Below are 24,470 nucleotides of genomic sequence, written 5' to 3' on the forward strand. Positions count from 1 at the left end.
GTCAGAGCTCCTTGCGGATGTCGACGACGCGCAGGATGGCGGCGACCATGAGCAGCACGATGATCAGCAGGACCACCGCGTTGGCGGCCGCCGCCGGATACTGCAGCAGCGACATCTGGTTGCGCATCATCAGCGCGACGGAGGCGCTCTGGCCGCCCGACATCACGAGCACGGTGATGAAGTCGGCCATCACCAGCGTGACCACGAAGATGGTGCCGATGGCCATGCCGGGTTTCGCCAGGGGGATGATGACATTGGTGAGGATCTGCAGCGAGGTGGCGCCGGCATCGCGCGCCGCCTCGATCAGCGAGCGATCGATGCGCATCAGCGTGTTGAAGATCGGCGTGACCATGAACAGCGTGTAGAGGTGCACCATCGCCAGCACGACCGCGAAATCGGAATAGAGCAGCCATTCGACCGGCGCCTGGATCAGGCCCATTTCGAGCAAGGTCGAGTTGACGAGACCGTTGCGGCCGAGCACCGGGATCCAGGAGATCATGCGGATGATGTTCGACGTCAGGAAGGGTACCGTGCAGACGAGGAAAAGTACCATCTGCATCGTCGTGGTGCGGATGTGAAAGGCGAGGTAGTAGGCGACCCAGAAACCGATGACGAGCGTCAGCGCCCAGACCATCACTGCGTATTTGATGGTGTTGCCATATGTCCGCCAGGTCACCCAGGAGCCAAGCGCTTCTTCGTAGTTGAGCAGGATGAGATCGGGATAAAGCCGCGCAAAGTCGTAGTCCCAGAAACTCACCACGGCGATCATCAGCACCGGCGCAAGCAGGAATGCGCACAGGATGATCGTGAGCGGCGCCGCTTGGATATAGGCCACGAACGCTGCGAGCGACACGCCGCGCCTGGTAGCGGGGCCGGGCGTCGCGGTGGTTTCGTCTTCGACGGCAACGGTCAATGCTGTGCCTCCGGCAGGAAAAGTGGCGGGTGCCGCTGATGGCGGCACCCGATTTCATCAGGCCGCGATGAACTCGTTCCAGCGGCGGACCATGTAGCGGTCCTCGTCCATCACCGAGTTCCAGCATGCCACGGCACCCATGCGCTCCTCGAAGGAGCCGCCGTCACGCACCGCGCCTGCCTTTTCCATGACCGAGCCATCGGGGGCGAGGATGTCGCCCTGCGCCGGCTTGCCCTCGACCCAGAAGCCCCATTCGTCTTCCGACATGAACTCCTTGGCGGTGTCCATGGCGGCCGAATAGTAGCCCTGGCGGTTGAGGTAGGCGCCGACCCAGCCGGACAGGTACCAGTCGATGTATTCGTAGGCCGCGTCGAGCTTGGCGCCTTCCAGGTGCTTGGCAAGGCCGATGCCGCCGCCCCAAGAGCGGTAGCCTTCCTTTAGCGGCTGGTAGACGCATGGCACGCCGCGCGACCGCACTGCGGCCACGGCCGGCGACCACATCGACTGGATGACCACCTCGCCCGAGGACATGAGATTGACGCTTTCGTCGAAGGACTTCCAGAAGGCGCGGAACTGGCCGTCCTGCTTGGCCTTGATGAGGAAGTCGATCGTCTTGTCGATCTCCTCCGTGGTCATGTTGCCCTTGTCGCCATAGGTCATCTCGCCCATGGCTTCGATGATCATCGCGGCGTCCATGATGCCGATCGACGGCACGTTGATGATGGCGGTCTTGCCCTTGAATTTTGGGTCCATGATGTCGGCCCAGGTGGTGATATCCTTGCCGACCAGGTCGGGGCGGATACCGAGCGTGTCGGCGTTGTAGATGGTGGGCACCATCGTCATCCACTCGGTCGGCTCGCTGGCGAACTCGGTCGAGTCCTTCGAAGGCACGAAGCCGACGGTGTGCGGCGCGGTGCCCTGCGCGATGACGCTGTCCGGCGTGAGCTTGCCGTTGATGAAGAGCGGTACGATCTTGTCGTAATATTTCAGCCTGGAGACTTCCATCGGCTGCATCACCCCTGCCGGGAACACCTTCTTGGCGATCCAGTATTCGATGTCGGCGATGTCATAGCTGTCGGGCTGCGTCACGGCGCGCTGCGCGGCGGCGTCGGAGTCCGTGGCCGTCATCTCCAGCGTGATGCCGAGGTCTTCCTTGCACTTCTGGGCGATTGCGTTGAGGTTGGATACGCCGGTGCCGAACTGCCGCAGCGTGATCGGATTCTGCGCCCAGATGGTCGGAAAGCCGGTGATGATGCCGGAGCCCGCCGCGAAGCCGGCTGCGGCGGCGCCGGACTTGAGCAGCGTGCGCCGTGAGACATTGGTAGGTGATTTGCTGGTCTTCGTCATGGCTGGTTCCCCTTTGTTGGTGCCTTTGGGTGGTTCACGAATCGAGCCGGCCAAGGAGGATCGCGTCCCCCTCGTTCCATGCCAGCGGCACGGCTTCGCCGACATTGACCGGACGGGCGAAGAATTCGGTGTCGGACAGGATGGCGATGAAGTCCTCCACGCCTGCCCCGCTGACGGTGAGTTTCACGGACGAGCCGCGATATTCGACGTTGGAGACGATCCCGGTGAAGCCGAGGCCGTCCCCCGCCTCGGTCGAAACGCGCACGCGATCGTTGCGGATGGCGATGTCTGCCGGCTCGCCGATATGGCGTGATCCGCCTGCGGCGACGAACACGCTGCCATCCGGCACTTCGAGGCGGGCGCGATCTCCATCATGATCGGCGATGCGGCCGGAGATCACATTGTGGTCGCCCATGAACCGCGCGACGAAGGCCGTGGCTGGCTTTTCGAACACCGTGCGCGGATGCGCCGCCTGTTCGATGCGACCGTCATTCATCACCACGATGACGTCGGCCAGCGCCATCGCCTCTTCCTGGCTGTGGGTGACGTGGACGAAGGTGATACCGAGCTGCTTTTGCAGCTTCTTCAATTCGGCGCGCACGCGGATCTTGAGGAACGGGTCGAGCGCTGACAGCGGCTCGTCAAGAAGCAGGGCCTCGGGATCGGTGATCAGCGCCCGGGCGAGGGCGACGCGCTGCTGCTGGCCGCCGGAAAGCTGCGCCGGCCGCCGCGATGCGAAGTCCACCATGTGAACGAGCTTGAGGACATCCATGGCGCGTGAATGGCGCTCGTCCTTGCCCATGCCCTTCATCTTGAGGCTGAAGGCGACATTGTCGATGACGTCCAGATGCGGGAAGAGCGCGTAGGACTGGAACATCATCGCGGTGCCGCGCCGCGCCGGGGGCAGGTCGGTCACGACGGTGTTGCCGAGCCGGATGTCGCCAGACGTAATGCTCTCGTGGCCGGCGATCATGCGCAGTGTCGTCGACTTGCCGCAGCCGGACGGGCCGAGCAGGCAGCAATAGCTGCCGGCCGGTATCTTGAGGCTGATGGCATGCACCGCCGTCGTCGTGCCGTAGACCTTCGAAACGGAAGCAATGTCGATTGTCGCGGCTTTGCTCATGCCTGGCTCTCCAGTTCACAAAAGGTAAAGCATCATGTGTGCCAGTTCGTCGGTTGGATCGATAAGTCACTGTTTGAAAATCGTTTTTCTGAAACGAGCCGAGAAATGCGAGATCTTGGGTTTTACTGCACTGCACAAAAACTAAGCGATTGTCTCCGATGCAATGTTTGAATCGTATGCAATCCGCACGCAGGATCGTGCGCGGTTTTTCGCTTCCTTTCCGTGCGGTTCAGAGTAGAAAGAAGCGAACCGTTCAGGCTGAGCCCGCATGTCCATCCCCGACGCAATCGTTTCCGAGATCGAGACCAACGGCGAAGACCGCGCGCTGGCAATCCGCGACCAGCTTCGCGATGCGATCATGGACCGGCGGCTGGCGCCCGCGACGAAGCTTGCGGAAAGCGAAGTCGGGGCCCTGTTCGATGCCAGCCGGACGATCGCACGGTCCGCGCTGCAGATGCTTGCCTTCGACGGGCTGGTGCGCATCGAGCGCAATCGCGGCGCGTTCGTCGCCAACCCGTCGCCCGAGGAGGCAAGGCAGGTCTTCGCATCGCGCCGCCTGATCGAGGGCGGGATCGCGACGGAGGCCTGTGCGCGTATCATTCCTGCCGATGTCGAGGTGCTGAGGGAGCATCTGGCACGCGAGCGCCGATTCATGAACGAGCGCGGCCCGCATGCGCGGCGCTCGGAGATCAAGGCGTCGGGCGAATTCCATCTCAAGCTGGCCGAGATCGGCGGCAACGCGATCCTCTTCCGCTTCATGGAAGAGCTGGTCGCACGATCGTCTCTGGTGATCGCGCTGTATGGCCGCTCGGGCGTCTCACGTTGCGGCCATGACGAGCATGAAGAGCTGATCGAGGCGCTTGCCGGCCGCGACGCCGAACGCGCCCATGGGCTGATACTGCGGCACATTGATCACATCGAGGCTGACCTGGATCTTGCCGTGACGGGGAGCAGTTCGCTCAAGGCTGCACTGACCCGGTGAGCATGGCGGCAACGCTTGATGGTTGCGAACGAACCGGAAACAGAGTTCATTCCGGTGCATGACCCTTGCGCTTCGTGATTCGCCTGAAATCCTGCCTGCTCCCGTCGACGACTATCTCGCGACACTGAACGCCGGGCAGCGTGCGGCGGTCGAGCATGGCGCCGGCGGCGTTGCCGGACCATTGCTGGTCATTGCCGGCGCCGGTTCCGGCAAGACCAACACGCTGGCGCATCGCGTGGCGCATCTCATCGTCAACGGCGCCGATCCGCGCCGCATCCTGCTGATGACCTTCTCACGTCGTGCGGCCTCCGAAATGCGAAGCCGGGTCCAGCGCATCGCGGCGCGTGTGATGGGCGACAAGGCGGCGACGCTGACGGAAGGGCTGACCTGGGCAGGTACCTTCCATGCTGTCGGCGCGCGTTTGCTGCGGGACTATGCGCTGGAGATCGGGCTCGACCCGGCCTTCACCATTCACGACCGCGAAGATTCCGCCGACCTGATGAACCTCGTGCGGCATGATCTCGGCCTGTCGAAGACGGAGAACCGGTTTCCCGCCAAGGGCACATGCCTTGCCATCTATTCCCGCGTGGTGAATGCGCAGGCAGAGCTCGAACCCCTGCTGGCCAAGAATTTCCCATGGTGCATCGGCTGGGCTGACGAGTTGAAACAGCTCTTCGCCGCCTATGTCGATGCCAAGCAGGCACAGAACGTGCTCGATTATGACGACCTGCTTTTGTGGTGGGCTCAGATGTGCAGCGAGCCGGCCATCGCACAGCATCTGGGCGGACGCTTCGATCATATCCTCGTGGACGAATACCAGGACACCAACCGCCTGCAGGCGTCGATCCTGCTGGCACTGAGGCCCGATGGACATGGTCTGACCGTCGTCGGCGACGATGCCCAGTCGATCTATTCCTTCCGTGCAGCGGAAGTGCGCAACATCCTCGACTTCCCGGCGCATTTCGCAGAGCCGGCACGCGTCGTCACCCTCGACCGCAACTATCGCTCGACGACCGCGATCCTCGATGCCGCCAATGCCGTGATCGGCGAGGCTCCAGAGCGCTTCACCAAGAACCTGTGGACCGAACGGCGCTCGTCCGACAAGCCGCAACTGATTACCGTCCGCGACGAGACCGAACAGGCGAACTATGTCGCCGACATGGTGCTCGAAGCGCGCGAGGAAGGCATAGCGCTGAAGCAGCAATCGGTGCTTTTCCGCGCCGCGCACCATTCCGGGCCGCTCGAGATCGAACTGACTCGCCGCAACATTCCGTTCGTCAAGTTCGGCGGGCTGAAGTTCCTCGATTCCGCGCATGTCAAGGATGTGCTGGCGGTCCTGCGCTTTGCCGAGAATCCAAAAGACCGAGTTGCCGCGTTTCGCGTCATGCAGCTCGTGCCCGGCATCGGCCCATCGGCCGCCGCCAATGCGCTGGATGCAATGGAACGCTCGCTCGATCCGGTGCTGGGACTGCAGTTCTTCCGCGCGCCAGGGCGCGCCGACGCCGACTGGCCGGGCTTTGTCGAGCTCTTCGCCGGGCTGCGCGCAAAGCCCGCATGGCCAGCCGATCTCGAGCGGGTGCGGTTGTGGTACGAGCCGCATCTGGAGCGCATGCATGAGGACGCGACGGCGCGGCGAGGGGACCTGCTGCAGCTCGAACAGATCGCGGCCGGCTATCCGTCACGCGAGCGCTTCCTGACCGACCTCACGCTCGATCCCCCGGATGCGACCAGCGACGAGGCGGGACCGCCGCATCTGGATGAGGACTATCTCATTCTCTCGACCATCCATTCCGCCAAGGGGCAGGAATGGACCAAGGTCTTCGTCCTCAACGCCGTCGACGGGTGCATTCCTTCGGACCTTGCGGTGGGAGAGCGCGACGAGATCGAGGAGGAGCGCCGGCTGCTCTATGTGGCAATGACGCGGGCAAAGGACAGCCTGCATCTGGTCACGCCGCAGCGCTTCTTCGTGCACGGGCAGGCCGCGCGCGGGGACCGGCATGTCTATGCCTCGCGGACCCGCTTCATTCCCGAGCACGTGCTCGACAGGTTTGCGCGCACCTCATGGCCGCCGCCATCGCAGTCGGCGAACGGCCGGGCACCTCAACCTGATATCCGCGTCGACCTCAAGGCGCGGATGCGCGGCATGTGGCGGTAGCGAGCCGGCACGGTTTGCATTGCAGGCAGATGCTATGCCGCAATGAAGCGCACGGGCAGCCGCTCGTAGCCTCTCAGGACGTTGTTGATGGCAAGTTGAGGTTCTCCAACCTCGATACGGGCTACCCGCTTGACCATCGCGGCCAGGATGCTGCGCATTTCGAGGCGCGCCAACTGCATTCCGGCGCATGCATGGATGCCGTGGCCGAAACCGACATGGTCGATGAGGACGCGCCTGACATCGAATTCGTCGGGGTGCTCCCACTGCCGTTCGTCCCGGTTTGCTGACGCATAGAGGATCAGGACCCTGTCGCCTGCTTGTATCGTTACATCGCCGAGCTGGTGGTCGTTGGCGGCAAGCCGAGTGAAGCCGCGGATCGGCGATTCCAGGCGAACCGCTTCGTTGATTGCGTTCGCGATCAGTGCCGGTTCCTCGCGGACCTGCCGCCACTGGTCGGGGTGCGTGCCGAGCAGGTACAAGAGATGGCCCGTGGCGTAAATCGTGGTATCGAGGCTGGGACCGAGATAGTCACGCATCAACATCTGCACCTGCGTGGGCTCTATGAGCCCTGCATCGGCGGCGTCGTAGAGCATGGCTACCCAGCCGCCCGGCCGCACGCGATCACGGGTCGCATGGTTGACTGTATAGGCGCGCATCTCGGTGATGATCGGAAGTGCTGCTTGCGCGCGCGCATTGGCGCCGCCGAGCATGTCGAAGACGGCGCTTGCCCAGCGAAGCATGTTTTCTCGCCCGTGCTCCGGCATGCCGACCAGTTCCGACACGATCGACACCGGCAGGTACTGGGCCAGATCGGCCATGCCGTCGAAGGTTTGGCACTCGACCAGCCGTTCGACCAACGCGTCGGCGGTTTCGGCGATGCGGTCCTTCACCTCGTTCAACGCCCGGAGACTAAGCGGCGCCGCAACGATACGCCGTAGCTGGTCATGCAGCGGCGGGTCTGACGCCAGCAGATTGCCGGGGGCAATGCTGTTTGCCGCAGGATTGCCGGCGACGCCGTGGCCGGAGCGGAACGTCTCGTGGTCGGCAAGGCACGCGCGCACGTCGGCGTGCCGTCCGATCGCCCAGAGATCGTTTGCCGGAAGCCATACCGCTGCGCCCAGGTCGCGGATGCGCGCATAGTGGGGATAGGGGTCCTGGATGACGACCTCGGAGTAAAGGTCCACCTCGTAAGCAGGCGCGGCTTTTCGGTCGGCGGATGATGATGCCATGGGGTTGAAGCTCCTCCTCGATTGCGCGGACTCCCATCATTCTGCAGACCACGAAACGAGCAACTTCCGGAGAACATGTGTTCGAGGAGCGGACAATCGTCCGCGCGCTATGCCCTTCCGCAATCAAAGACGTAAGGTCGTCGGATAATGTTGGATTGTTCCCGCTCCCTTCCACTAACGGGGGATGCGGAGAGTGTGGAACGTCAGCACTGAGACGAAGCGACTTGAAGCGAGCGATGCCCATGACACTCACATTCTTTCATTCTCCCGGAAGCTGCTCCATCGGCATCCATTTGTTGCTGAACGAGGTTGGCGCATCGTTCGAGACACGCGTTGTCAATGTTCGTGAAAAGCAACAGTTCAAACCGGAGTATCTTGCCGTAAATCCGAAGGGAAAGGTGCCTGCGCTTGCGATCTCAGACAGTCAGACGCTGACCGAATTTCAGGCCATCGCCTTCTGGATCGCCAACAGCTTCCCGGCAGCGGGCCTATGGCCGGACGAACTGATCGCGCGCACCAGAACGCTGGAGGCGCTCGACTACATCGTGGCAAGTGTCCACATGCGCGGCTTTACCTTCGTCAAGCAGCCGCACAAGTTTCATGACGACCCAGCCGCGCAGGAGGCGATCAAGGCCTGGGGTCGCAGTGAGGTGATTAGGGGCCTCAGGAACCTTTCGAACATGCTTGGCGAGAAGGACTACCTGCTGGGGGATTTCGGCCTCCCCGACGCCGCATTGTTCTACGTGCTGCATTGGGCCGAGTTGGACGGCTTCGACATTCCGGACAACCTTGTCCGTTGCCTTGCACGGCTGCGAGAAAGACCGGCTGTGGCGCAGATGCGCGCCCAAGGCTGATGTCTCCAGCCGTGTCAGTCGGCAGACAGCCACTTGTGCGCATTCGCGAGCAACGCGTCGGCTTCGGGTGAGCCGTCGACGACGATGTCGGGTCGCAACTGGCGGCCCGTCTGGCGCAAGCGGTAGCCGAGATAGCGATAGGCCTCCGGGATGTCGGAAAAGTCGGTTTCGCTCATGAACCGGTCGAAGGCAGCGGACGGAACGACCGGATCGAGACGGTCCTTCTCATAGACGGCGACGCGCTCGACGATGCGCCAGCCGCGCTCCGTCCGGATGACACGGTCGACGAAACGTGCGTAGCTGGTGTTGTCGACGGCAATTCCGGAGAAGGTCGCGCGACCGAGAATCTGGACGTTCATCTCCGCCGTCGCACGATCGCCCTGGACGCGGATCAGCGGAGTGCCGATCAGGTGCTTGCCTCTCGGCGAGATCGCCTTGTGCGTGGCCCGGCAGCGATCGATGAAGTCATGGATCGTGCCTTCGAACCAGGAGACCGAAATCCGGCCGTCGTCCGTGAACGTTTCCATAAGTGCCGGCCAGAGCCCCTGGTCTCGATAGAGGCCCCAGGCCTGTGCGAGCTGGGTGATCAGAACAAGGTCGGCGGCGCGGTTCATGTGAGTGTCCTCCCGAATTTGATGCAGCCGACGGTATCGGTGACCCGCGGTGCCATTCAGCCCCCGGCGACGACCTGTCCACGATGCGGACGGCAATCGACCCAACGTGGACAGTGCCTGCGGCGGCCCGCTTTAAGTGTGCAAACATTGATTGCGCGACAAGCACAGGAGCGTTCGCCCCATGACGAGTTATCCGGCCAGAGTCCCGGTGGTGATCGTTGGCGCAGGCCCGACCGGACTGACGGCTGCCAATCTTCTTGCCGCCTACGGGGTCGAGTGCTTGGTCCTAGACCGCGAGCCCGGCCCGATGAACCTGCCGCGCGCGATCGTGCTGGACGATGAGGGCGCGCGCACCCTGCAGGTGTTCGGCCTCGACGAGAGCTATGTTAAGCGGACGACGCCTGCCATCGGGTCGAAATATTTCACCGACGACGGCAACTGCTTCGCGGAAACAGGCGCTGGAGCGCAATCCTATGGATTTGCCAAGCGGCAGTACATCTACCAGCCGGAACTGGAAGATGCCCTGCGCGAGGGCTTCGTGCAGCGGGCGCCGGGCAGGGTTCGGTTCTCGTCCAACGTAGTCGACATCGCCGATCGTGGTGATCACGCCGTGGTGCATGTGGAAGACGCGGACGGTGGCAGGCATCAGATAACGACCGATTGGGTCCTTGCCTGCGATGGCGGACGCAGCCCGATCCGCGAGCGCCTCAATATCCGGATGTCGGGCACCACCTACCATCAGGACTGGATCGTGATCGACATGAGCGACGATCCCGACCGGTCGCTCTTCTCGAAATTCTTCTGCAGCAGCGTGCGCCCCACGGTGAGCGTGCCGGCGCCCAATGGCGGGCGCCGCTACGAGTTCATGGTGCACCCCGGCGAGACCCGAGAGCAGGTGCTGCAGCCGGACTTTCTGGCCGAGCTGCTGAAGCCGTACCGGCCCTATCGGGAAGAAGACGTTCTGCGCAAGACAGTCTACACATTCCATGCGCGTATCGCCGAGCGCTTTCGGCAGAACCGCATCCTGCTGCTCGGAGATGCCGCCCATCTCACCCCGCCATTCGCCGGGCAGGGGATGAATGCGGGGCTGCGTGATGCCCATAACGTGGCATGGAAGGTCGCGGCGACATTCGGTGGCGCCGATGCTGGCATCCTCGACACCTACGATGCGGAACGCAGGAAGCCAGCCTGGGACATGATCCTCGTGGCGGTGACGATGGGCAGTTTCGTCATGCCCGCAAGCGCCGAGGAACTGAAATTCCGCGACATGTTGCTCAAGGCCCTCGACCCATTTCCTGCGGTCCGCGACTACCTGATCCAGATGCGTTTCAAGCCGAAGCCGCGCTACCATGACGGCCTGTTCCTGGACCTCGACGACCCTGAACTGGAGGCGAGCCTGGTGGGCGAAATGATCCCGCAACCGACGATCGGCGCCGGCGAGCGCCGCCGCCTGCTGGACAGGGATCTCGGCCCCGGATTCGCGCTCGTCTCGCAAAGCGAGGCGGGGCGGAGGGCTCTCGACGGTCTCGATCTCCAGGAATTGTTCGGGCTGCCGCTCGCCAAGTTTCATCTCGACCCGCAACCGCGCGTACGTCCCCTTGGAGATGCTCCGGTGGACGAACGGACACGAATCTTGCGGCCGCTGCTCACCCACCGCGATCAGATCATGCTGGTGCGGCCAGACCGCTATTGCGCGGCGGCGTTCCAGCCGGACAGTCTGGGCGTGGAACTGGCGCGCTATTCGGCGTTGTGTTCGGCGGCCAGCCGCGCCAGTTCCGACGAGATCGAGGTCGCCGCCGAAATGAGCGCTTCCTTGTGAAGGCGTAGGGCTTCCTCGAATTTAAGCGCGGTTCCGATCCAGATCATGGTCAGGCACGCGGTCGGGCGGTCGCCGACGAAGATCGGTGCCGAGATGCTCATGGTTCGAGCGTTGAAACCCTTGATGCGGAAGCCGACGCCGAGGTCGCGCGTCCGTTCGAGAATGTAGTCCAGCGGCCCGTCCTCGTGGAAATTGACGGCATCGGCGCCGAGTTTCTCCCTTAGTCCGGCAAGAATCTGCTGGCGCTCGCGCTCCGGCACGAAGGCCAGATGCGCACGCCCTCCGGCGGTTTCAAGAACCGGCAGTTCACGGCCAACCATGCCGTGATCGACCGAGAACGGGCTGATGTTGTGGGTCGATTCCCGTATCGCCATCCGGTAGTCGCGGAACGTGACGAGATCGAGCGGCCACAGAATCTTGCGCCCGAGCCGCATCATCTGCGGAACCGCCACCTGCGCCACCCAGTCTTCGTCGCGAAAGCCCGAGCTCAGCGACTTCGTCTGCAGGGTCGGCCGCCAGGCGTCTTCCGATGGTCCGCGCACCACCAACCCGAGGCCCTCGAGCGTTTCCAGCAGTCGGTAGGCCGTCGGCCGCGGAATGCCAACCATCTTCGCTACGTCGGCCGCCTTGAGTCCGTTGTTGCGATTGATCGCCTGCAAGACTTCGAGCCCGCGCTGCAGCGAACGGACCGCACCGAATGTAGAAATTGTATCTCCTCCAGCACTGTTCACGATACGGACAGTTGGGAACGGCAACGTTGCAAGGCCGCTCCTGCGTGTCAAGACTGCCGGCAGGACCGTTGGACCGTCGCGGTTGAGGGAGGAAACCAATGGATCAGATTGACCGCCGGTTGCGCGGTGCTGCGAGGGTCGTCGCGCTCATCGGCTTCTTCGGACTGCTTCTTCTGGCGGCGATGACCACGCTGGACGTGCTGTTACGCTGGCTTTTCCAGGCGCCCATTCACGGTGTCAACGATGTGAGTTCGGTTGTCATGGCCGTCGTGATTGCAGCGTGCATTCCCGCCAATCTGGCGATGAAGCAGAATATTACCGTCGAAGTATTCGGCGCGCTTGCCGGCCCGCGACTGCATCGCTTCTTCGATGCATTGGCAAGCGTCGCCACGCTGATCTTCATGGTGCTCGTGGCTTGGCGGTTCATTCCTTATGCCGAAGGCCTGCGCGAAACGGGCGACCGAACCTGGGTGCTCGCATGGCCATTGTGGCCGTGGTGGATGGCGTCCACCGCGCTGATGATATTCGCCGCGATCGTGCAGGCGATTGTCACGCTTGCAGACCTGCGGGCGATGATCCTCGGTATTGCGCCGGAAAACGATGACGCCTCGGACGAGCCAAGCCCCGCCGACACTCTTTTCTGACGCGCGGCATCTCCCGCAACGAACGAAGGATTTTCCCTTTGGATCCACTTCTCATTGCCCTTGCGGGCTTTGCGGTCATGCTGCTGATGATCTTCGTTCACGTGCCGATTGGCGTCGCGATGGCGCTTGTCGGTGTGACAGGCTTCGCGTCGATCGTTGGCTGGGGCCCCGCTGTCACCCTCATGGCGAGCGAGCCTGCCTCGGCGATGGCCAATCTGGACCTCGCGGTGATTCCGCTTTTCATGCTCATGGGCAGCCTGGCAACTGCCGCCGGCCTCGCCTCGGACGTCTACAACCTCGCCTACGCCCTCATTGGGCATAGGCGAGGGGGCCTGGCGTCGACGACCATCGTGGCAAGCGCCGGGTTCGGCGCGATCTGCGGCTCTGGCGTCGCCACAACGGCGACGTTCGGCCGGGTCGCGATGCCGGAGATGCTGCAGCGCGGCTACAAGCCCGACCTTGCGGCGGGTTCGATCGCGGCAGGCGGAACGCTGGGTATCATCGTTCCGCCGTCGAGCATGATGATCCTCTACGCGGTGTTGACCGAGCAGTCGGTTTTAGACCTCTTTTCAGCCGCCATCATTCCGGCGCTTATGGCCATCGTGTTCTACATGATCGCGATCCAGATCAAGCTGATCCTGGATCCCGAGGCTGGCCTGCCCGGCGAGAAGGCGAGTTTTCGCGAACGCATGGCGGCGATAGGCCGCGCATGGGGCGTGCTGCTGATGTTCGTGGTGGTGATGGGCGGCATCTATTCCGGCATATTCACCGTCAACGAAGCCGCGGCAGTGGGCGTCATATTCGCGTTCGTGCTGGCGCTGTTGCGGGGAAAGCTCGACTGGAAGACGCTCGTCGGCGTCCTTGCGGAGGCCAGCGCCGGAACCGCGATGATCTACATCATGGTCTTCGGCGCGACGATATTCTCGTATTTCATGGCGGTGACGGGCGCGGCCTCGTTCATGATCGGCGTCATCGCCGACCTGCCGATCCCGCCGATCGCGATCCTGATGATGCTTCTGGTGCTCTACATATTCCTCGGCGCGTTTTTCGACGAGGTAGCCGCCATGGTTATCACGCTGCCTCTGGTGATCCCCCTGATACAGTCGTTCGGCTACGACCTGGTATGGTGGGGGATCATCAATGTGGTGGTGATCGGCATCGGCATGATGGCGCCGCCTATCGGCATCAACGTCATGGTGCTGAATTCGATGTACAAGTCGATCAGCCTGCGCACGATCTATCGTGGCATCATGCCGTTCCTGTTCGCCGAACTTATCCGATTGACGCTGCTGACACTGTTTCCGCAGCTCACCCTCTGGTTGCCGAGCATCATGGGCTGATCCATGTCCGCCATGTGGACATATCACAGAGCTGCCGTGCCGATCGCGGAACCGCGCTCTACGCTTTCATCATTCAGAAGTAATAACGCAGGGAGGATGCGATGACGTATTTGAACAAGCTGCTTGGAGCAGCGGCTTTGCTTGGTATCACGGCATTTCCGGCAACCGCCGAAACGCTGCGCTTTTCGAGCTTCGAGCCTCCGGTGGCGCACGTCACCAAGGAGATCCTGACCCCGTGGGCGGAGGACGTGAGCGCTGCTTCGAATGGTGAACTGACGATCCAGATGTTTCCCGGCGGCTCACTGGGGCGCAATCCGGCCCAGCAGTTGCAGATGGTCGAGGATGGCGTTGCTGACATCGCCTGGGTTATCCCCGGCTATTCGCCCGGCCGTTTCCAGGAGAGCACGGTGGCAGAACTGCCATTCCTGATCCCCAGCTCGACAGTGGGCTCGCCGGCGATGTGGAAAATGTACGAGGATGGCCATTTCAAGGGCGACTTCAACAAGCTGAAAATGCTCGGCATCTTCGTGTCCTATCCAAACTCGATCGCATCGACGGCGCCTGTCGAGGCACCCGAGGACATGAAGGGCATGAACGTGCGCGCGCCCGGGCCGACGATGCTTTCGGCGGTCGAGGCGCTCGGCGCCGTTCCGGTCGGCGGTATCACCGGCCCTACGGTGGCCGAGAGCATCAGCCGTGGGTTGATCGGCGCGACGTTTACCCAGTGGGGCGCCATCGAGACCTTCCGCATGGGCGACGTGATCTCGCACTTCAACACCGCGCCGCTCGGCGCCACCCCGATGCTGGTGGTCATGAACAGGGCGAAATACGACAGCCTGTCGGACGAGGCCAAGGCGGCGATCGACAAGTTCTCCGGCGCGGCATTCTCGGAGCGGTTCGGCAAGTCGTTCGACGACAATATCGCCGAAGCTCGCGACGAGTTGCTCGCCCAGGGCAACATTACGGTATCCGAGCCCGACGAGGCCCAGACCCAAGCATGGCGCGACGCCGTTGCAATCGCGACCGAACAGTGGATCGAGCAGAACGAAAACGGCCAGGCGATCTACGACGCTTTCACCACGGCCATCGAGGAAGAAGCCGCGCGTGTGAACTGAGCACGCGTTGAAACGGCGCCGCCTGGACACTCGGGCGGTGCCGCTTGGAAGGTTAGGATCATGGCGCTTGCATCGCTTGGATATATCGGGGTTCGATCGTCGAAGGCGGCGGACTGGCAGGATTTCGCGACCCAACTGCTCGGCATGCAGCAGGTCGATGCCGGCGGCAAGGTTCGTGCTTTCCGCATGGACGATCGCAAGCAGCGCCTGATCGTGAGCGGAGACGGCGATGAAGGCCTCGACTTCATGGGATGGGAAGTCGAGAGCCCTGCCGCGCTCGACGCACTTGCCGGACGGCTGGAGAATGCCGGCGTCGTCGTCAGGCTGGAAACCGCTGCACTTGCCGACCAGCGGCACGTCGCACGGCTTATCTCGTTCCGCGATCCCGAAGGCAACAAGCTGGAAGCGTTTTGCGGTCCCGCGATCGCCAGTGAGCCGTTTCTTGCGGGCAGGGCGATTTCCGGCTTCAAGACGGGTTCGCTCGGCATGGGGCACGCCGTGCTGCACGCACGCGACGTGGACGTGCTGCTTCCTTTCTACCGCGACTTGCTAGGCTTCAACGTCACCGACTACGGGCTGAAGCCGTTCAAGCTGTATTTCTTCCACCTAAACGGCCGTCATCACAGCTTCGCCATGGTTGGCACCGGCCGACAAGGCATGCATCATTTCATGGTCGAGTTGCTGTCGCTCGACGATGTCGGTCAAGGATACGATCTCGCCCAGACCGAGGAGGGGCGGGTCGCCTATACGCTTGGCCGGCATTCCAACGATCACATGACCAGCTTCTATGCCAACTCGCCGTCTGGCTTCTTCGTCGAGTATGGCTGGGGCGCGCGGGTGATCGATCCGGAGACCTGGGAACCGCACGAGACCTTCGACGGGCCAAGCTACTGGGGCCACGACAGGCTTTACATGGCCGAGGACTCGCCTGATCGCACACGGCTCCGCGAGATGCGGCTCGAGGCGGCCAGACGCGGCATGCGCGCTGCCGATCCCGCGCCCAGCTGCGCCTGGCTCGACGCGATCGTCGCCAACGAGTAGCGAGCCGGCCGCAGCCAACTTTTTCAACAAACTTCAAGCACTTGCAGGAGACCAGCGATGCGCGTCTGTTCATATCTCATGGCCGATGGAACCCCGTCATACGGGGTGGTCGACGGCACAACGCTGATTGATGCGGGAGCGGAACTGCGCGCCCGGTTCAGCGACCTTCGAGCGGTCCTCGCTGCGGATGCGCTGGCAAACTTGCCTGAAAAGGCCGCAGGCGACCGGATCGAGCTTTCCGGCGTGACTCTGCTGCCGCCTGTCCCGAACCCGGACAAGATCATTTGCATCGGCCTGAACTACATGACCCACATCAAGGAAACCGGGCGTGACGCGCCGGCGAAGCCGTCGATCTTCACCCGCTACCCGTCATCCATGGTGGGACATGACGTGGACCTGATACGGCCGAAGGCATCGGACTGGTTCGACTTCGAGGGCGAGCTTGCAGTCGTCATCGGCAAGGCGGGCCGTGCGATTCCCGCCGCCCGCGCCTATGAGCACGTTGCCGGTTATAGCTGCTTCAATGATGGCTCGGTGCGCGACTTCCAGCGCCATACGACCCAGTTCTGGGCCGGGAAGAATTTTGATCGCAGCGGCTCGATGGGACCATGGCTCGTCAGCGCGGACGCGTTCGGCGATCCGGCGGCGCAGTCGATGACGACGACGCTCAATGGCGAAGTGATGCAGTCCACGCCGATCTCCGACCTTGCCTTCGACGTGCCAGCGCTGATCGAGTACATCTCCACCGTGACCGAACTGCTGCCTGGCGACATCATCGCCACCGGTACGCCGAGTGGTGTCGGCCTTTTCCGCGAACCAAAGCTGTTCATGAAGGCGGGCGACCGCGTCGAGGTCGAGATCAGCGGCATCGGCGTGCTCTCCAACGCCATCGTCGACGAGGGCTGAAACCTCCTCCGCGATTGTCGAGCGTCCATCAATGCGCGGTCACGGGAACTCCGGGGCCGCGCAGCGACTTGTTGGAGCAGTTCCAACCAGGAGGCCCACATGATGGACGGCAATGATCGGGAGACGGGTGCGCGGACGACCCGCATCGACAATCGTCCCACACAGACGGACCAGAATGCCGGCATGCCCAAGAAGCCGAAACCCTACGGGCTGACCGAATCCGTCGACGACGTCGAGGAAAAGACTCGCCATTCGGATGGGCAGAACCCCAGCGCCACCGATGGCGAACGAACGAGTGCGGACTGCTCCGCGCGCAGCGGCGCCAAGGGCTGAGCTGCAACAATTGCCGGATGCCTCACTCAGTGGCTTCTTCGCCCGCGATGCGGTCACCGTCGCGCGCGAGATGGTCGGTGCCGAACTTTTCGTCGACGGCATCGGCGGCATCATCGTCGAGACAGAAGCCTATGCGCGTGACGATCCCGCCTCGCACAGTTTTCGCGGCCAGACACGCCGCAACACGGCAATGTTCAGCGAGCGGGGTACGAGCTATGTCTACCGCTCGTACGGCATCCACTGGTGCCTCAACGCGGTCTGCCTGCCGGGCAGTGCGGTCCTTTTGCGGGCGATCGAACCCACTGTGGGCATCGCGCTGATGGAAGCGCGTCGCTGTGTCACCGCTCCACGGCTGCTTTGCGCCGGACCGGGCAGGCTGGCCCAGGCGCTCGGGATCGACGGATCCGTGGACGGCATGTCGATGTTGCGCAAGCCCTTCGAGTTCTACCTGAAGCCGCCATCGGCTGACGTGGTCAGCGGACCGCGGATCGGCATTTCCCGTGCAGTCGAGCAGCCATGGCGCTTCGGGCTGAAGGGATCACCATTCCTGAGCCGCTCGTTTCGTCAGTGAGGCAACGATGGTGGTAGCCACTCCTAGCGTGGCTCGGGCGTCAGGTTGAGGTATGTCGGATCAAAACCGGTGGCGCGCGCCAGGGCATCGAAATCACGCACCGTGACGTTCGTATGGTCCCAGGCGACGAGATCGGTCGCGCGAAGCTCCTGAACCGTTCGGTTCGTATGGACCAGGGACAGTCCGAGGATGTCGGAAAGCTCCGATTGAGTGATGGGAAAACGAAACCGCCCGTTGGCCGCAAGGCCCACCGCCTCGAGCCTGAGATAGAGTTCGCATATCAGATGTCCCAGGCGCTGGAGAGGCGTGTGGCGGCCGAGAAGGGCCGTCATCTTGCGCTGGATCGAGGCGTCGATGGTTGTGGAAAGCCACAGCATGCGGGTCAGATGCGGTGCGGTCTCGCTGATTGCCCGCAATTCGCCATGGGGTACGAAAACAACGGTGCAGTCGCTCAGCGCGACGACGCTGTGATCCATTACCCGCAGCAGCAGCCCGTGCAGGTCGACGAAATCGCCCGGCACATGCAACGCCGTCAACTGGCGTTTGCCATTGGCCCTGCTGACGGCGCGGGCCGCGAAACCGGAGACCAGAAGGCAACTTGCCGGAGGCCGGCTGTGTTCCGCGATGATCTCCGCACCCTTGGCGTACTGGGCCGGTCGCTGGCTAAGCCGTGCAAGCAAATCCATCTCTTCCGGTAGGAGCGTGTCGCGACGTGACAGCGAACGGCAGAGGATATCGATTGCTGGGCTCATTGGGTGTCCTCAATTCAATGCCGCAAGACGCGGCTCGTCCCTTCGACAACGCGGGAACCGTCTCGCGGGTTCGCGCATTCGATGTGCGTCCTTACAGCGATTGAACCGGCAGGGCCAACGATGCGATATTATTTCGACGTCAACGATGGAGCCGCCGTGTCGGTCGATGAACTCGGAATCGACTGCGCGGACCTCGCGCAGGTCCGCTACCGTGCCATCGATGCCTTGCCCGATCTGGCGCGCGACGAACTCCCCAATGGCGACGATCGTGTTCTGTCCGTTTCTGTGCGTGACGAGGCCGGGCGCCGCGTCTTCAGTTGTTCCCTTACACTGAAGGTAAGCTGGCCGTGAGTCCGTCGGCGGGGTCCTGTATCAAATCTTACAGGAACACGCACCCGGCGATGACGTTCTGATGTGGCTCCGACAGTGGAGCGTGCAAGACATCTGAAAAGGGACATGACAATGGCCAAGGAAAAGACGCTGGAAGACCTCTTCCACGATACGCTGAAGGACATCTACTACGCCGAGAAAAAGATCCTCAAGACGCTGCCGAAGATGAAGCGGGCAGCACAGTCGGAGGAGCTGAAGGCGGCGTTCGAGAAGCATCATCAGGAGACCGAGGGCCAGATCGAGCGGCTGCAGCAGGTGTTCGAGATCATCGGCAAGCGCGCCCAGGGCAAGACCTGCGACGCCATCGAAGGCATCATCGCCGAAGGCGAGGAGATCATCGACGAATTCAAGGGCACGGCTGCGCTGGACGCAGGCCTGATTTCGTCCGCCCAGGCGGTCGAGCATTACGAGATCACCCGCTATGGCACGCTCAAGCGCTGGGCGACCGAACTCGGCATGGCGGATGCCGCCAAGCTGCTCGACGCGACCTTGCAGGAAGAGTCGAAGACGGATGGCGACCTGACCAAGCTCGCGGACGCCTCGGCCAACGACCGCGCGAAGGCGAAGAAGGCAGCCTGACCGCCGGGGGCCCGAAATGGCGGCCTGGTCCAGAACCGGGCCGCCATCTGCTTAGGTCGCTTCGGGCATCAGGGCTCGACGAAACCCAGGACGGTGAAGCGGAGATCATCCTGCGATATCGAAGCACCTTCGACGACGAATGCACCCTTTCGAACTGCGTGTGCAGCAATGAAGTCGAAGCGGATTTCCCTCGTTGACGGCTCCTGGCCATCGATCGAAATTTCAGCCTGGACGCCAATGTCAGCCGCCGCCTCGTCGCCCGTGTTGGCGACCGTGACCATCACCAGGGTGCCCGTTTCCAGTTCCTCCAATCGATCAACGATCACGGTGAATTCGGCCGGCCTGCTGGCACCGAAGATCGCCTCGTGAGCGAGGAAGACAAGCACCGCCGCGACGACCGCTGCCGATACGGCGCCGAACACCCATTCGACCAAAGGGCGACTCTTGTTGTCATCGTCGCTCATCGCCTGCGCTCCTAGAGGATCAACCGCGCGGCTGCCGCGCCGATCGCCGATGGAAATGCCAGGACCACGGTCGCCATAACGATACCGTCGATCTGCAGCCCGTCCGTGCGCGCAAAAATCCACAGCAGATACAGGCTCACGGTCAGCGCGGTGACGTATCCGGGTAGCGTCAACCTGATCAGCGGGCTCCACCACGGTTCGTCCGGTGAGATGGGAGAGCCGCCGGCGAAGCCGACGGCAAAGACGAAGCCGTGCATCAATGCGATGGAGAGCATCGCGAGACCAAGCGCGTGCCACTCGGTCATCTGATAGGAAATCAGCATCATCTCGTCGGTAGGGGCGACATTGAACCCGAGGAAGAGCGCACCGATCGCCATCAGGAAAATCTCGCCGCCGTAAGACTCGTGCTTTCGCCGGTCGGTGTCCTCGTCCGAGCTGTCCGCGACGAATTGGCTCTTGGCGAGCAAGGCGCCGATCGACGCCGGCACCATCTGGATGGCGACCTTGCCGATCGCCTCGTCAAGGCCGGTCGACGTCGTTATCGTGCCGAAGAGAACGAGCAGGGCGATGCAGACGATCGCCGCCACGCCGAGCGCGATGAGGCTGTCGAGGAAGTCGTCCCGCCAGCGCCGTGTGCTTTCGAAGCCGATCTGGCGCGACAGCAAAACGAGCAGCGGCAATGTCGTTGCAATCAGCACCAGAAGCCGTGCGCGATCGAGATAAATCCCCAGCCACCACAACTCCATCGTCATGAGCATGGGCAACGAGAAAACCAGCGCGCCACCGCCCGCGCGTCCAAAATCGCGCAATGCGCGTCGCGACCCAGGCCGCGATGCAACTGACTGTGAATTCAACAACGTTCCTCCGGATAGCGGCTTAAACCTTCTACGATATGAACGGTTCCCGGGCCATCATTATGCGGAAGCGATGTTATGCGGAAGCGATGAGAATGACGCCCGTGGCCACCACCAGCGCAGCGAGCACGCGGCCCTTCCATGGACGCTCACCGAACATCAGCACGCCGATGAGGGCTGCGATGATGACGCTGGATTCGCGCACCGCCGAGACCGCCGCGATCGGCGCAAACGTCTTGGCATAAAGCACCAGCCCATAGGCCAGCACCGACAGTGCGCCGCCGATCAGGCCGACCGAGAACGCGCTCCAGTCCACGTTCTGGCGGCGGGCCAGCCGTGGTCCCAGGACCGCGAGCACCACCGGCGCCTCGAGGAAGAACAGCCAGCCCATATAGCCGGTCGGGCTTTCCGACCAACGCACGCCGATACCGTCGGCCACCGAATATGCCGAGATGCTGAGGCCAAGGAAAACCGCGAACATCACCGCCGTGCGGTCGGCGCTGGCAGCGCCGCGCTGGATGGCGAGGAGGCCGATGCCGATGCAGATTGCGGCGAGCCCCGCCCATCCGGTGGACGTCAAGGTCTCTCCGACGATGAGATAGGCGCCCAGGGCCACCAGAGCCGGGGCGAGGCCACGCGAAATCGGGTAGACCTGACTGAGGTCTCCCAGGCGATAAGCCTGAAAGAGCAGGAGGTAATAGAGATAGTGGATGATTGTCGACGCGAACAAGGACGGCCAGCTCGCCGGCGCTGGCGGGGCGGAGACGGCGATCAGCAACAAGCCGCCGACAGTATGCATGGCAGCAACCGCCGCAAGGGTGAGCGCGCGGTCTCCGGCGTTCTTGACGATGGCGTTCCAGCTCGCGTGCATGAACGCGGCTGACAGCACGAGTGTGAGCGCGAAGGCAGACATTTCAGTTGCCGAAACGGTGGTCGTACGCTTTATCGACCGCAGGCTCGGTGCGTTTGCCTGACCGGCGCGCGATGACACGCGAGATAGAGGAAGACACGCGGCCAAACTCCTGGAAAAACAGCGGATCGGTGGCTTCTGAAGCGAAGCGGGCAGGGCGCGAACCTAGACAAGAGAAGTGCCGGCGACAAGTGAGCCGTCTAAGCTTTGCACCGGGATCGTGCCGATGCCGCTAGGACACGAGCTTCCCGGACAGATCAGCCAGTTTGCGCACGATCCCTTCACGGCCATAGGCAAAGAGTTTCGCGTCGGCATCATCGCCGCCCGCAATCGTGGTCGCGATGATCTCCGACGCGATCTGCGAGAAGGTGATGCCGTTGCCGCCATATCCCTGGACGGCGAAAACGCCGCGATGGCCGGGTAGCTCGCCCATGTAGGGCAGGCCGGTCGTCGTCGTGCCGAAGGAACCCGCCCATGCGAATTCGGGGGTAGTATCAAGCTGCGGAAACAGATCCTTGAGCTTGGCGGCGATCCGCGCGGTCTTTTCGGGCAGACGTTCGTCGCGTGCAGCTTCGTCCACGATGTCGTCGTCTTCTCCGCCACAAATCACCCGCCCGTCATACGTTGCGCGCATGTACAGATAAGGATCGGAGGCTTCCCAGATGAATGCCGGGCCGGGCCACAATGAACTCTTCTGCGGTTTCGTGGCGATCGCGTAGGTGGAGATGACCGAATGGGTGCTTGAGGGCACGATGGGCAGAAGCTCGTAGCCGGTTGCCAGTACCACCTGGCTGGAGGTCACCGTGGGGCCGTCCTTGGTTCGGGTCACCATCGTGCCCGAGCCGGACTCGATGCCCGTGACCTCCACCGACGTGTAGAACCGCGCCTTGCGTTCAAGCGATTTGCCCAGCAGCCCTGCCACGAGCTTTCGCGGGTCCAGCGCAATGTTGTCGTGGCTCAGTATCGCGCCCTTGCGCTTGATGCCGAACTTCTCTTCCAGCACCGCTGGCGTCAGATAGGTGGCCCGGATGCCGGCGCTGCGCCGCGCGTCGGCTTCTTCGCGCAACTGACCGGGATCGAGTTCGTTGCCGGCGAGATAGAGGGATTGAGTGGAGGCTGCGTTGCAGTTGATGCCGAGTTCCTCGATGCGTCCGCGCAGACTGGTCACGGCCAGTCGCGACCTGCGCCATGCCTGTTGCGCGCTGGTTCGCCCGATCATGCCGGTCAACGCTGTCAGCGGCTGATCGATCTCGAACTGCACCAGCGCCGTCGTGGCAGGGGTCGAGCCCTGCATCGTTCCGCGCCGCCGATCGACGGCGACCACCGAAAGCCCCTGAGCCGTCAGGGCCTCTGCGATCATCGCGCCGCTGATACCAAGCCCCACGACAAGCACATCGCATTTGATGTCGCGCGAAAGCGTGTCGGTCGGGATGCGCGGCGCGCGGTAGGCCGTCCAGACGGGGGTGCCGGTCCGCAAATCAAGCTTTCGGGTCATTTCAGGCTACCGATCCGGAGAGAAGGGGCCGACGCGGCTCGACTGGAAACAGTCAATGACCGGATCGGGAAGCGTCGCTCCACAACATCGGCAGAACCTTCCGGTTCCATGCCTGCCTTTCGGATGTATCGGGCTAGGCGTTGGAACCGCGGATCGCGTCGATCACAGCATCCGTGACTTCCCGCGTCGTCGCCTTGCCTCCGACGTCCGGCGTCAGGATGCCCGCCTCGCAGACCTTCTCGACTGCCGCCATCAGTCTCGCCGCGGCGTCGGCTTCACCGAGATGTTCCAGCATCTGGGCGCCCGTCCAGAACGTCGCGACCGGATTGGCGATGCCCTTGCCAGTGATGTCGAATGCCGAGCCGTGGATCGGCTCGAACATCGACGGGAAGCGGCGTTCGGGATCAATATTGGCGGTAGGTGCGACGCCAAGGCTGCCGGCGAGCGCGCCCGCAAGGTCCGACAGAATGTCGGCATGCAGGTTGGTTGCAACGATCGTATCGAGACTTTGAGGCTTCAGTGTCATGCGCACCGTCATGGCATCCACGAGCATCTTGTCCCAGGTGACGTCCGGAAATTCGGTCGCGACTTCCGCCGCGATCTCGTCCCACATCACCATGCCGTGGCGCTGGGCGTTCGACTTCGTCACCACGGTCAGCAGCTTGCGCGGCCTCGCCTGCGCCAGCTTGAACGCATAGCGCATGATGCGCGTCACGCCGACCCGCGTGAAGATGGCGACCTCGGTTCCGACTTCTTCCGGCATGCCGCGATGCGCCCGGCCGCCATGGCCGGAATATTCGCCCTCGGAGTTCTCGCGCACGATGACCCAGTCGAGGTCGCCCGGTCCGCAGTTGCGCAGCGGCGGGGTGATACCCGGCAGGATCCGCGTAGGGCGGACGTTTGCATACTGGTCGAAGCCCTGGCAGATCGGCAGCCGAAGGCCCCACAGCGTGATGTGATCGGGCACGTCCGGGGCGCCAACGGCTCCAAAGTAGATTGCGTCGAAGGGCTTGAGCTGCTCAAGGCCGTCCTTCGGCATCATCTCGCCGTGCTTCTTGTAGTAGTCGGAGCCCCAGTCGAAGGACTGCACCTTGAAGGTCACGTCCCCCATGCGCGATTCGAGTGCCTGAAGAACTGCTTGTCCTGCCTCGATGACCTCCGGGCCGATGCCGTCGGCGGGAATTGTTGCGATTGTGTATTGGCGCATTGCGGTCTCCTCGAAAACTCCGGCGCGCGCGGTAATCGGCATTTCGGTCCCCCACGCCCGAGAGGACTTTTGATGCGCGGGTGTTTACAATTCAACGCTCAA

Annotated in this window: 25 protein-coding genes; 13 read left to right on the forward strand and 12 right to left on the reverse strand. The window is 62.9% G+C overall.

Features of this window, described 5'->3' with window-relative positions; genetic code table 11:
• Position 1 precedes the first annotated feature (1 nt).
• The 3 genes from AAFN84_RS03430 to AAFN84_RS03440 all read right to left on the reverse strand — a co-directional run bounded on the left by AAFN84_RS03430 (position 2) and on the right by AAFN84_RS03440 (position 3,383).
• Positions 2 to 853: an ABC transporter permease gene (locus tag AAFN84_RS03430; RefSeq protein ID WP_347513781.1), complete on the reverse strand. Its 852-nt coding sequence runs from the start codon at positions 851 to 853 to the stop codon at positions 2 to 4.
• 117 nt (positions 854 to 970) lie between these two features.
• Positions 971 to 2,260 (reverse strand): PotD/PotF family extracellular solute-binding protein, encoded by a 1,290-nt coding sequence (locus AAFN84_RS03435; protein WP_347513104.1) that lies wholly within the window; start codon positions 2,258 to 2,260, stop codon positions 971 to 973.
• A gap of 34 nt (positions 2,261 to 2,294) precedes the next feature.
• Entirely contained in the window at positions 2,295 to 3,383 is a 1,089-nt protein-coding gene (locus tag AAFN84_RS03440) for an ABC transporter ATP-binding protein (protein WP_347513105.1), read from the reverse strand.
• A 268-nt stretch (positions 3,384 to 3,651) separates the two neighbouring features.
• Here AAFN84_RS03440 and AAFN84_RS03445 point away from each other — a divergent pair, with 268 nt between their 5' ends.
• Entirely contained in the window at positions 3,652 to 4,365 is a 714-nt protein-coding gene (locus AAFN84_RS03445; protein ID WP_347513106.1) for a GntR family transcriptional regulator, read from the forward strand.
• A 58-nt stretch (positions 4,366 to 4,423) separates the two neighbouring features.
• Positions 4,424 to 6,520, forward strand: a complete 2,097-nt coding sequence (locus tag AAFN84_RS03450; RefSeq protein ID WP_347513107.1) for an ATP-dependent helicase — start codon at positions 4,424 to 4,426, stop codon at positions 6,518 to 6,520.
• Between the two features lie 32 nt (positions 6,521 to 6,552).
• On the opposite strand, the gene AAFN84_RS03455 is transcribed toward AAFN84_RS03450, so the two are convergent.
• Positions 6,553 to 7,749, reverse strand: a complete 1,197-nt coding sequence (locus tag AAFN84_RS03455) for a cytochrome P450 (RefSeq protein ID WP_347513108.1) — start codon at positions 7,747 to 7,749, stop codon at positions 6,553 to 6,555.
• 242 nt (positions 7,750 to 7,991) lie between these two features.
• Here AAFN84_RS03455 and AAFN84_RS03460 point away from each other — a divergent pair, with 242 nt between their 5' ends.
• Positions 7,992 to 8,603, forward strand: coding sequence for a glutathione S-transferase N-terminal domain-containing protein (locus AAFN84_RS03460; protein ID WP_347513109.1), 612 nt, complete (start codon positions 7,992 to 7,994; stop codon positions 8,601 to 8,603).
• A 14-nt stretch (positions 8,604 to 8,617) separates the two neighbouring features.
• Here AAFN84_RS03460 and AAFN84_RS03465 read toward each other — a convergent pair whose 3' ends face one another.
• Positions 8,618 to 9,217, reverse strand: a complete 600-nt coding sequence (locus AAFN84_RS03465) for a nuclear transport factor 2 family protein (protein ID WP_347513110.1) — start codon at positions 9,215 to 9,217, stop codon at positions 8,618 to 8,620.
• 181 nt (positions 9,218 to 9,398) lie between these two features.
• Here AAFN84_RS03465 and AAFN84_RS03470 point away from each other — a divergent pair, with 181 nt between their 5' ends.
• Positions 9,399 to 11,036, forward strand: coding sequence for a bifunctional 3-(3-hydroxy-phenyl)propionate/3-hydroxycinnamic acid hydroxylase (locus tag AAFN84_RS03470; protein ID WP_347513111.1), 1,638 nt, complete (start codon positions 9,399 to 9,401; stop codon positions 11,034 to 11,036).
• Here the strand turns inward: AAFN84_RS03470 and AAFN84_RS03475 are convergent.
• Complete coding sequence (locus AAFN84_RS03475; RefSeq protein WP_347513112.1) at positions 10,955 to 11,767, reverse strand: helix-turn-helix domain-containing protein; 813 nt, start codon at positions 11,765 to 11,767, stop codon at positions 10,955 to 10,957. The two genes, AAFN84_RS03470 and AAFN84_RS03475, sit on opposite strands and share 82 nt — an antisense overlap.
• 98 nt (positions 11,768 to 11,865) lie before the next feature.
• Between AAFN84_RS03475 and AAFN84_RS03480 the strand changes: the two genes are divergently transcribed.
• The 7 genes from AAFN84_RS03480 (at position 11,866) to AAFN84_RS03510 (ending at position 17,717) form a co-directional block, all read left to right on the forward strand.
• On the forward strand, positions 11,866 to 12,411 hold the full coding sequence (locus AAFN84_RS03480; RefSeq protein WP_347513113.1) for a TRAP transporter small permease: 546 nt from the start codon (positions 11,866 to 11,868) through the stop codon (positions 12,409 to 12,411).
• A 38-nt stretch (positions 12,412 to 12,449) separates the two neighbouring features.
• Entirely contained in the window at positions 12,450 to 13,751 is a 1,302-nt protein-coding gene (locus tag AAFN84_RS03485) for a TRAP transporter large permease (RefSeq protein WP_347513114.1), read from the forward strand.
• A 101-nt stretch (positions 13,752 to 13,852) separates the two neighbouring features.
• Positions 13,853 to 14,866 carry a TRAP transporter substrate-binding protein gene (locus tag AAFN84_RS03490; RefSeq protein ID WP_347513115.1) on the forward strand — a complete coding sequence of 338 codons (1,014 nt, stop codon included), beginning with the start codon at positions 13,853 to 13,855 and terminating at the stop codon, positions 14,864 to 14,866.
• A 60-nt stretch (positions 14,867 to 14,926) separates the two neighbouring features.
• Positions 14,927 to 15,907 (forward strand): VOC family protein, encoded by a 981-nt coding sequence (locus AAFN84_RS03495; RefSeq protein ID WP_347513116.1) that lies wholly within the window; start codon positions 14,927 to 14,929, stop codon positions 15,905 to 15,907.
• A gap of 57 nt (positions 15,908 to 15,964) precedes the next feature.
• Positions 15,965 to 16,813: a fumarylacetoacetate hydrolase family protein gene (locus AAFN84_RS03500; RefSeq protein ID WP_347513117.1), complete on the forward strand. Its 849-nt coding sequence runs from the start codon at positions 15,965 to 15,967 to the stop codon at positions 16,811 to 16,813.
• Between the two features lie 99 nt (positions 16,814 to 16,912).
• Positions 16,913 to 17,146 carry a hypothetical protein gene (locus AAFN84_RS03505; RefSeq protein ID WP_347513118.1) on the forward strand — a complete coding sequence of 78 codons (234 nt, stop codon included), beginning with the start codon at positions 16,913 to 16,915 and terminating at the stop codon, positions 17,144 to 17,146.
• Between the two features lie 10 nt (positions 17,147 to 17,156).
• Positions 17,157 to 17,717: a DNA-3-methyladenine glycosylase gene (locus AAFN84_RS03510; protein ID WP_347513119.1), complete on the forward strand. Its 561-nt coding sequence runs from the start codon at positions 17,157 to 17,159 to the stop codon at positions 17,715 to 17,717.
• 23 nt (positions 17,718 to 17,740) lie between these two features.
• Here AAFN84_RS03510 and AAFN84_RS03515 read toward each other — a convergent pair whose 3' ends face one another.
• Positions 17,741 to 18,469, reverse strand: a complete 729-nt coding sequence (locus AAFN84_RS03515) for a Crp/Fnr family transcriptional regulator (protein WP_347513120.1) — start codon at positions 18,467 to 18,469, stop codon at positions 17,741 to 17,743.
• Between the two features lie 120 nt (positions 18,470 to 18,589).
• Here AAFN84_RS03515 and AAFN84_RS03520 point away from each other — a divergent pair, with 120 nt between their 5' ends.
• Both AAFN84_RS03520 and AAFN84_RS03525 read left to right on the forward strand, forming a co-directional pair.
• Positions 18,590 to 18,820: a hypothetical protein gene (locus tag AAFN84_RS03520; RefSeq protein WP_347513121.1), complete on the forward strand. Its 231-nt coding sequence runs from the start codon at positions 18,590 to 18,592 to the stop codon at positions 18,818 to 18,820.
• Between the two features lie 111 nt (positions 18,821 to 18,931).
• On the forward strand, positions 18,932 to 19,438 hold the full coding sequence (locus tag AAFN84_RS03525) for a ferritin-like domain-containing protein (RefSeq protein WP_347513122.1): 507 nt from the start codon (positions 18,932 to 18,934) through the stop codon (positions 19,436 to 19,438).
• Positions 19,439 to 19,506: 68 nt separating this feature from the next.
• Here AAFN84_RS03525 and AAFN84_RS03530 read toward each other — a convergent pair whose 3' ends face one another.
• The 5 genes from AAFN84_RS03530 to AAFN84_RS03550 form a co-directional block, all read right to left on the reverse strand.
• Positions 19,507 to 19,902: a hypothetical protein gene (locus tag AAFN84_RS03530; protein WP_347513123.1), complete on the reverse strand. Its 396-nt coding sequence runs from the start codon at positions 19,900 to 19,902 to the stop codon at positions 19,507 to 19,509.
• Positions 19,903 to 19,913: 11 nt separating this feature from the next.
• On the reverse strand, positions 19,914 to 20,756 hold the full coding sequence (locus tag AAFN84_RS03535) for a TIGR02587 family membrane protein (RefSeq protein ID WP_347513124.1): 843 nt from the start codon (positions 20,754 to 20,756) through the stop codon (positions 19,914 to 19,916).
• A 76-nt stretch (positions 20,757 to 20,832) separates the two neighbouring features.
• The gene (locus AAFN84_RS03540; protein ID WP_347513125.1) at positions 20,833 to 21,669 is read right to left on the reverse strand and encodes an EamA family transporter; all 837 of its coding nucleotides are present in this window, start codon (positions 21,667 to 21,669) and stop codon (positions 20,833 to 20,835) included.
• Between the two features lie 229 nt (positions 21,670 to 21,898).
• On the reverse strand, positions 21,899 to 23,161 hold the full coding sequence (locus AAFN84_RS03545; RefSeq protein WP_347513126.1) for an FAD-dependent oxidoreductase: 1,263 nt from the start codon (positions 23,159 to 23,161) through the stop codon (positions 21,899 to 21,901).
• Between the two features lie 133 nt (positions 23,162 to 23,294).
• The gene (locus tag AAFN84_RS03550; RefSeq protein WP_347513127.1) at positions 23,295 to 24,368 is read right to left on the reverse strand and encodes a tartrate dehydrogenase; all 1,074 of its coding nucleotides are present in this window, start codon (positions 24,366 to 24,368) and stop codon (positions 23,295 to 23,297) included.
• Between the last annotated feature and the right edge of the window lie 102 nt (positions 24,369 to 24,470).

Source organism: Mesorhizobium sp. CAU 1741 (assembly GCF_039839275.1).
Classification (GTDB): domain Bacteria; phylum Pseudomonadota; class Alphaproteobacteria; order Rhizobiales; family Rhizobiaceae; genus Aerobium.

Excerpts from the sequence above, each read along its gene's own strand:
- AAFN84_RS03435 (WP_347513104.1), bottom strand. The coding sequence starts at position 2,260 with ATGACGAAGACCAGCAAATCACCTACCAATGTCTCACGGCGCACGCTG.
- AAFN84_RS03440 (WP_347513105.1), bottom strand. The coding sequence starts at position 3,383 with ATGAGCAAAGCCGCGACAATCGACATTGCTTCCGTTTCGAAGGTCTAC.
- AAFN84_RS03445 (WP_347513106.1), top strand. The coding sequence starts at position 3,652 with ATGTCCATCCCCGACGCAATCGTTTCCGAGATCGAGACCAACGGCGAA.
- AAFN84_RS03450 (WP_347513107.1), top strand. The coding sequence starts at position 4,424 with ATGACCCTTGCGCTTCGTGATTCGCCTGAAATCCTGCCTGCTCCCGTC.
- AAFN84_RS03455 (WP_347513108.1), bottom strand. The coding sequence starts at position 7,749 with ATGGCATCATCATCCGCCGACCGAAAAGCCGCGCCTGCTTACGAGGTG.
- AAFN84_RS03460 (WP_347513109.1), top strand. The coding sequence starts at position 7,992 with ATGACACTCACATTCTTTCATTCTCCCGGAAGCTGCTCCATCGGCATC.
- AAFN84_RS03465 (WP_347513110.1), bottom strand. The coding sequence starts at position 9,217 with ATGAACCGCGCCGCCGACCTTGTTCTGATCACCCAGCTCGCACAGGCC.
- AAFN84_RS03470 (WP_347513111.1), top strand. The coding sequence starts at position 9,399 with ATGACGAGTTATCCGGCCAGAGTCCCGGTGGTGATCGTTGGCGCAGGC.
- AAFN84_RS03480 (WP_347513113.1), top strand. The coding sequence starts at position 11,866 with ATGGATCAGATTGACCGCCGGTTGCGCGGTGCTGCGAGGGTCGTCGCG.
- AAFN84_RS03490 (WP_347513115.1), top strand. The coding sequence starts at position 13,853 with ATGACGTATTTGAACAAGCTGCTTGGAGCAGCGGCTTTGCTTGGTATC.
- AAFN84_RS03495 (WP_347513116.1), top strand. The coding sequence starts at position 14,927 with ATGGCGCTTGCATCGCTTGGATATATCGGGGTTCGATCGTCGAAGGCG.
- AAFN84_RS03500 (WP_347513117.1), top strand. The coding sequence starts at position 15,965 with ATGCGCGTCTGTTCATATCTCATGGCCGATGGAACCCCGTCATACGGG.
- AAFN84_RS03505 (WP_347513118.1), top strand. The coding sequence starts at position 16,913 with ATGATGGACGGCAATGATCGGGAGACGGGTGCGCGGACGACCCGCATC.
- AAFN84_RS03515 (WP_347513120.1), bottom strand. The coding sequence starts at position 18,469 with ATGAGCCCAGCAATCGATATCCTCTGCCGTTCGCTGTCACGTCGCGAC.
- AAFN84_RS03520 (WP_347513121.1), top strand. The coding sequence starts at position 18,590 with ATGCGATATTATTTCGACGTCAACGATGGAGCCGCCGTGTCGGTCGAT.
- AAFN84_RS03525 (WP_347513122.1), top strand. The coding sequence starts at position 18,932 with ATGGCCAAGGAAAAGACGCTGGAAGACCTCTTCCACGATACGCTGAAG.
- AAFN84_RS03530 (WP_347513123.1), bottom strand. The coding sequence starts at position 19,902 with ATGAGCGACGATGACAACAAGAGTCGCCCTTTGGTCGAATGGGTGTTC.
- AAFN84_RS03540 (WP_347513125.1), bottom strand. The coding sequence starts at position 21,669 with ATGTCTGCCTTCGCGCTCACACTCGTGCTGTCAGCCGCGTTCATGCAC.
- AAFN84_RS03545 (WP_347513126.1), bottom strand. The coding sequence starts at position 23,161 with ATGACCCGAAAGCTTGATTTGCGGACCGGCACCCCCGTCTGGACGGCC.
- AAFN84_RS03550 (WP_347513127.1), bottom strand. The coding sequence starts at position 24,368 with ATGCGCCAATACACAATCGCAACAATTCCCGCCGACGGCATCGGCCCG.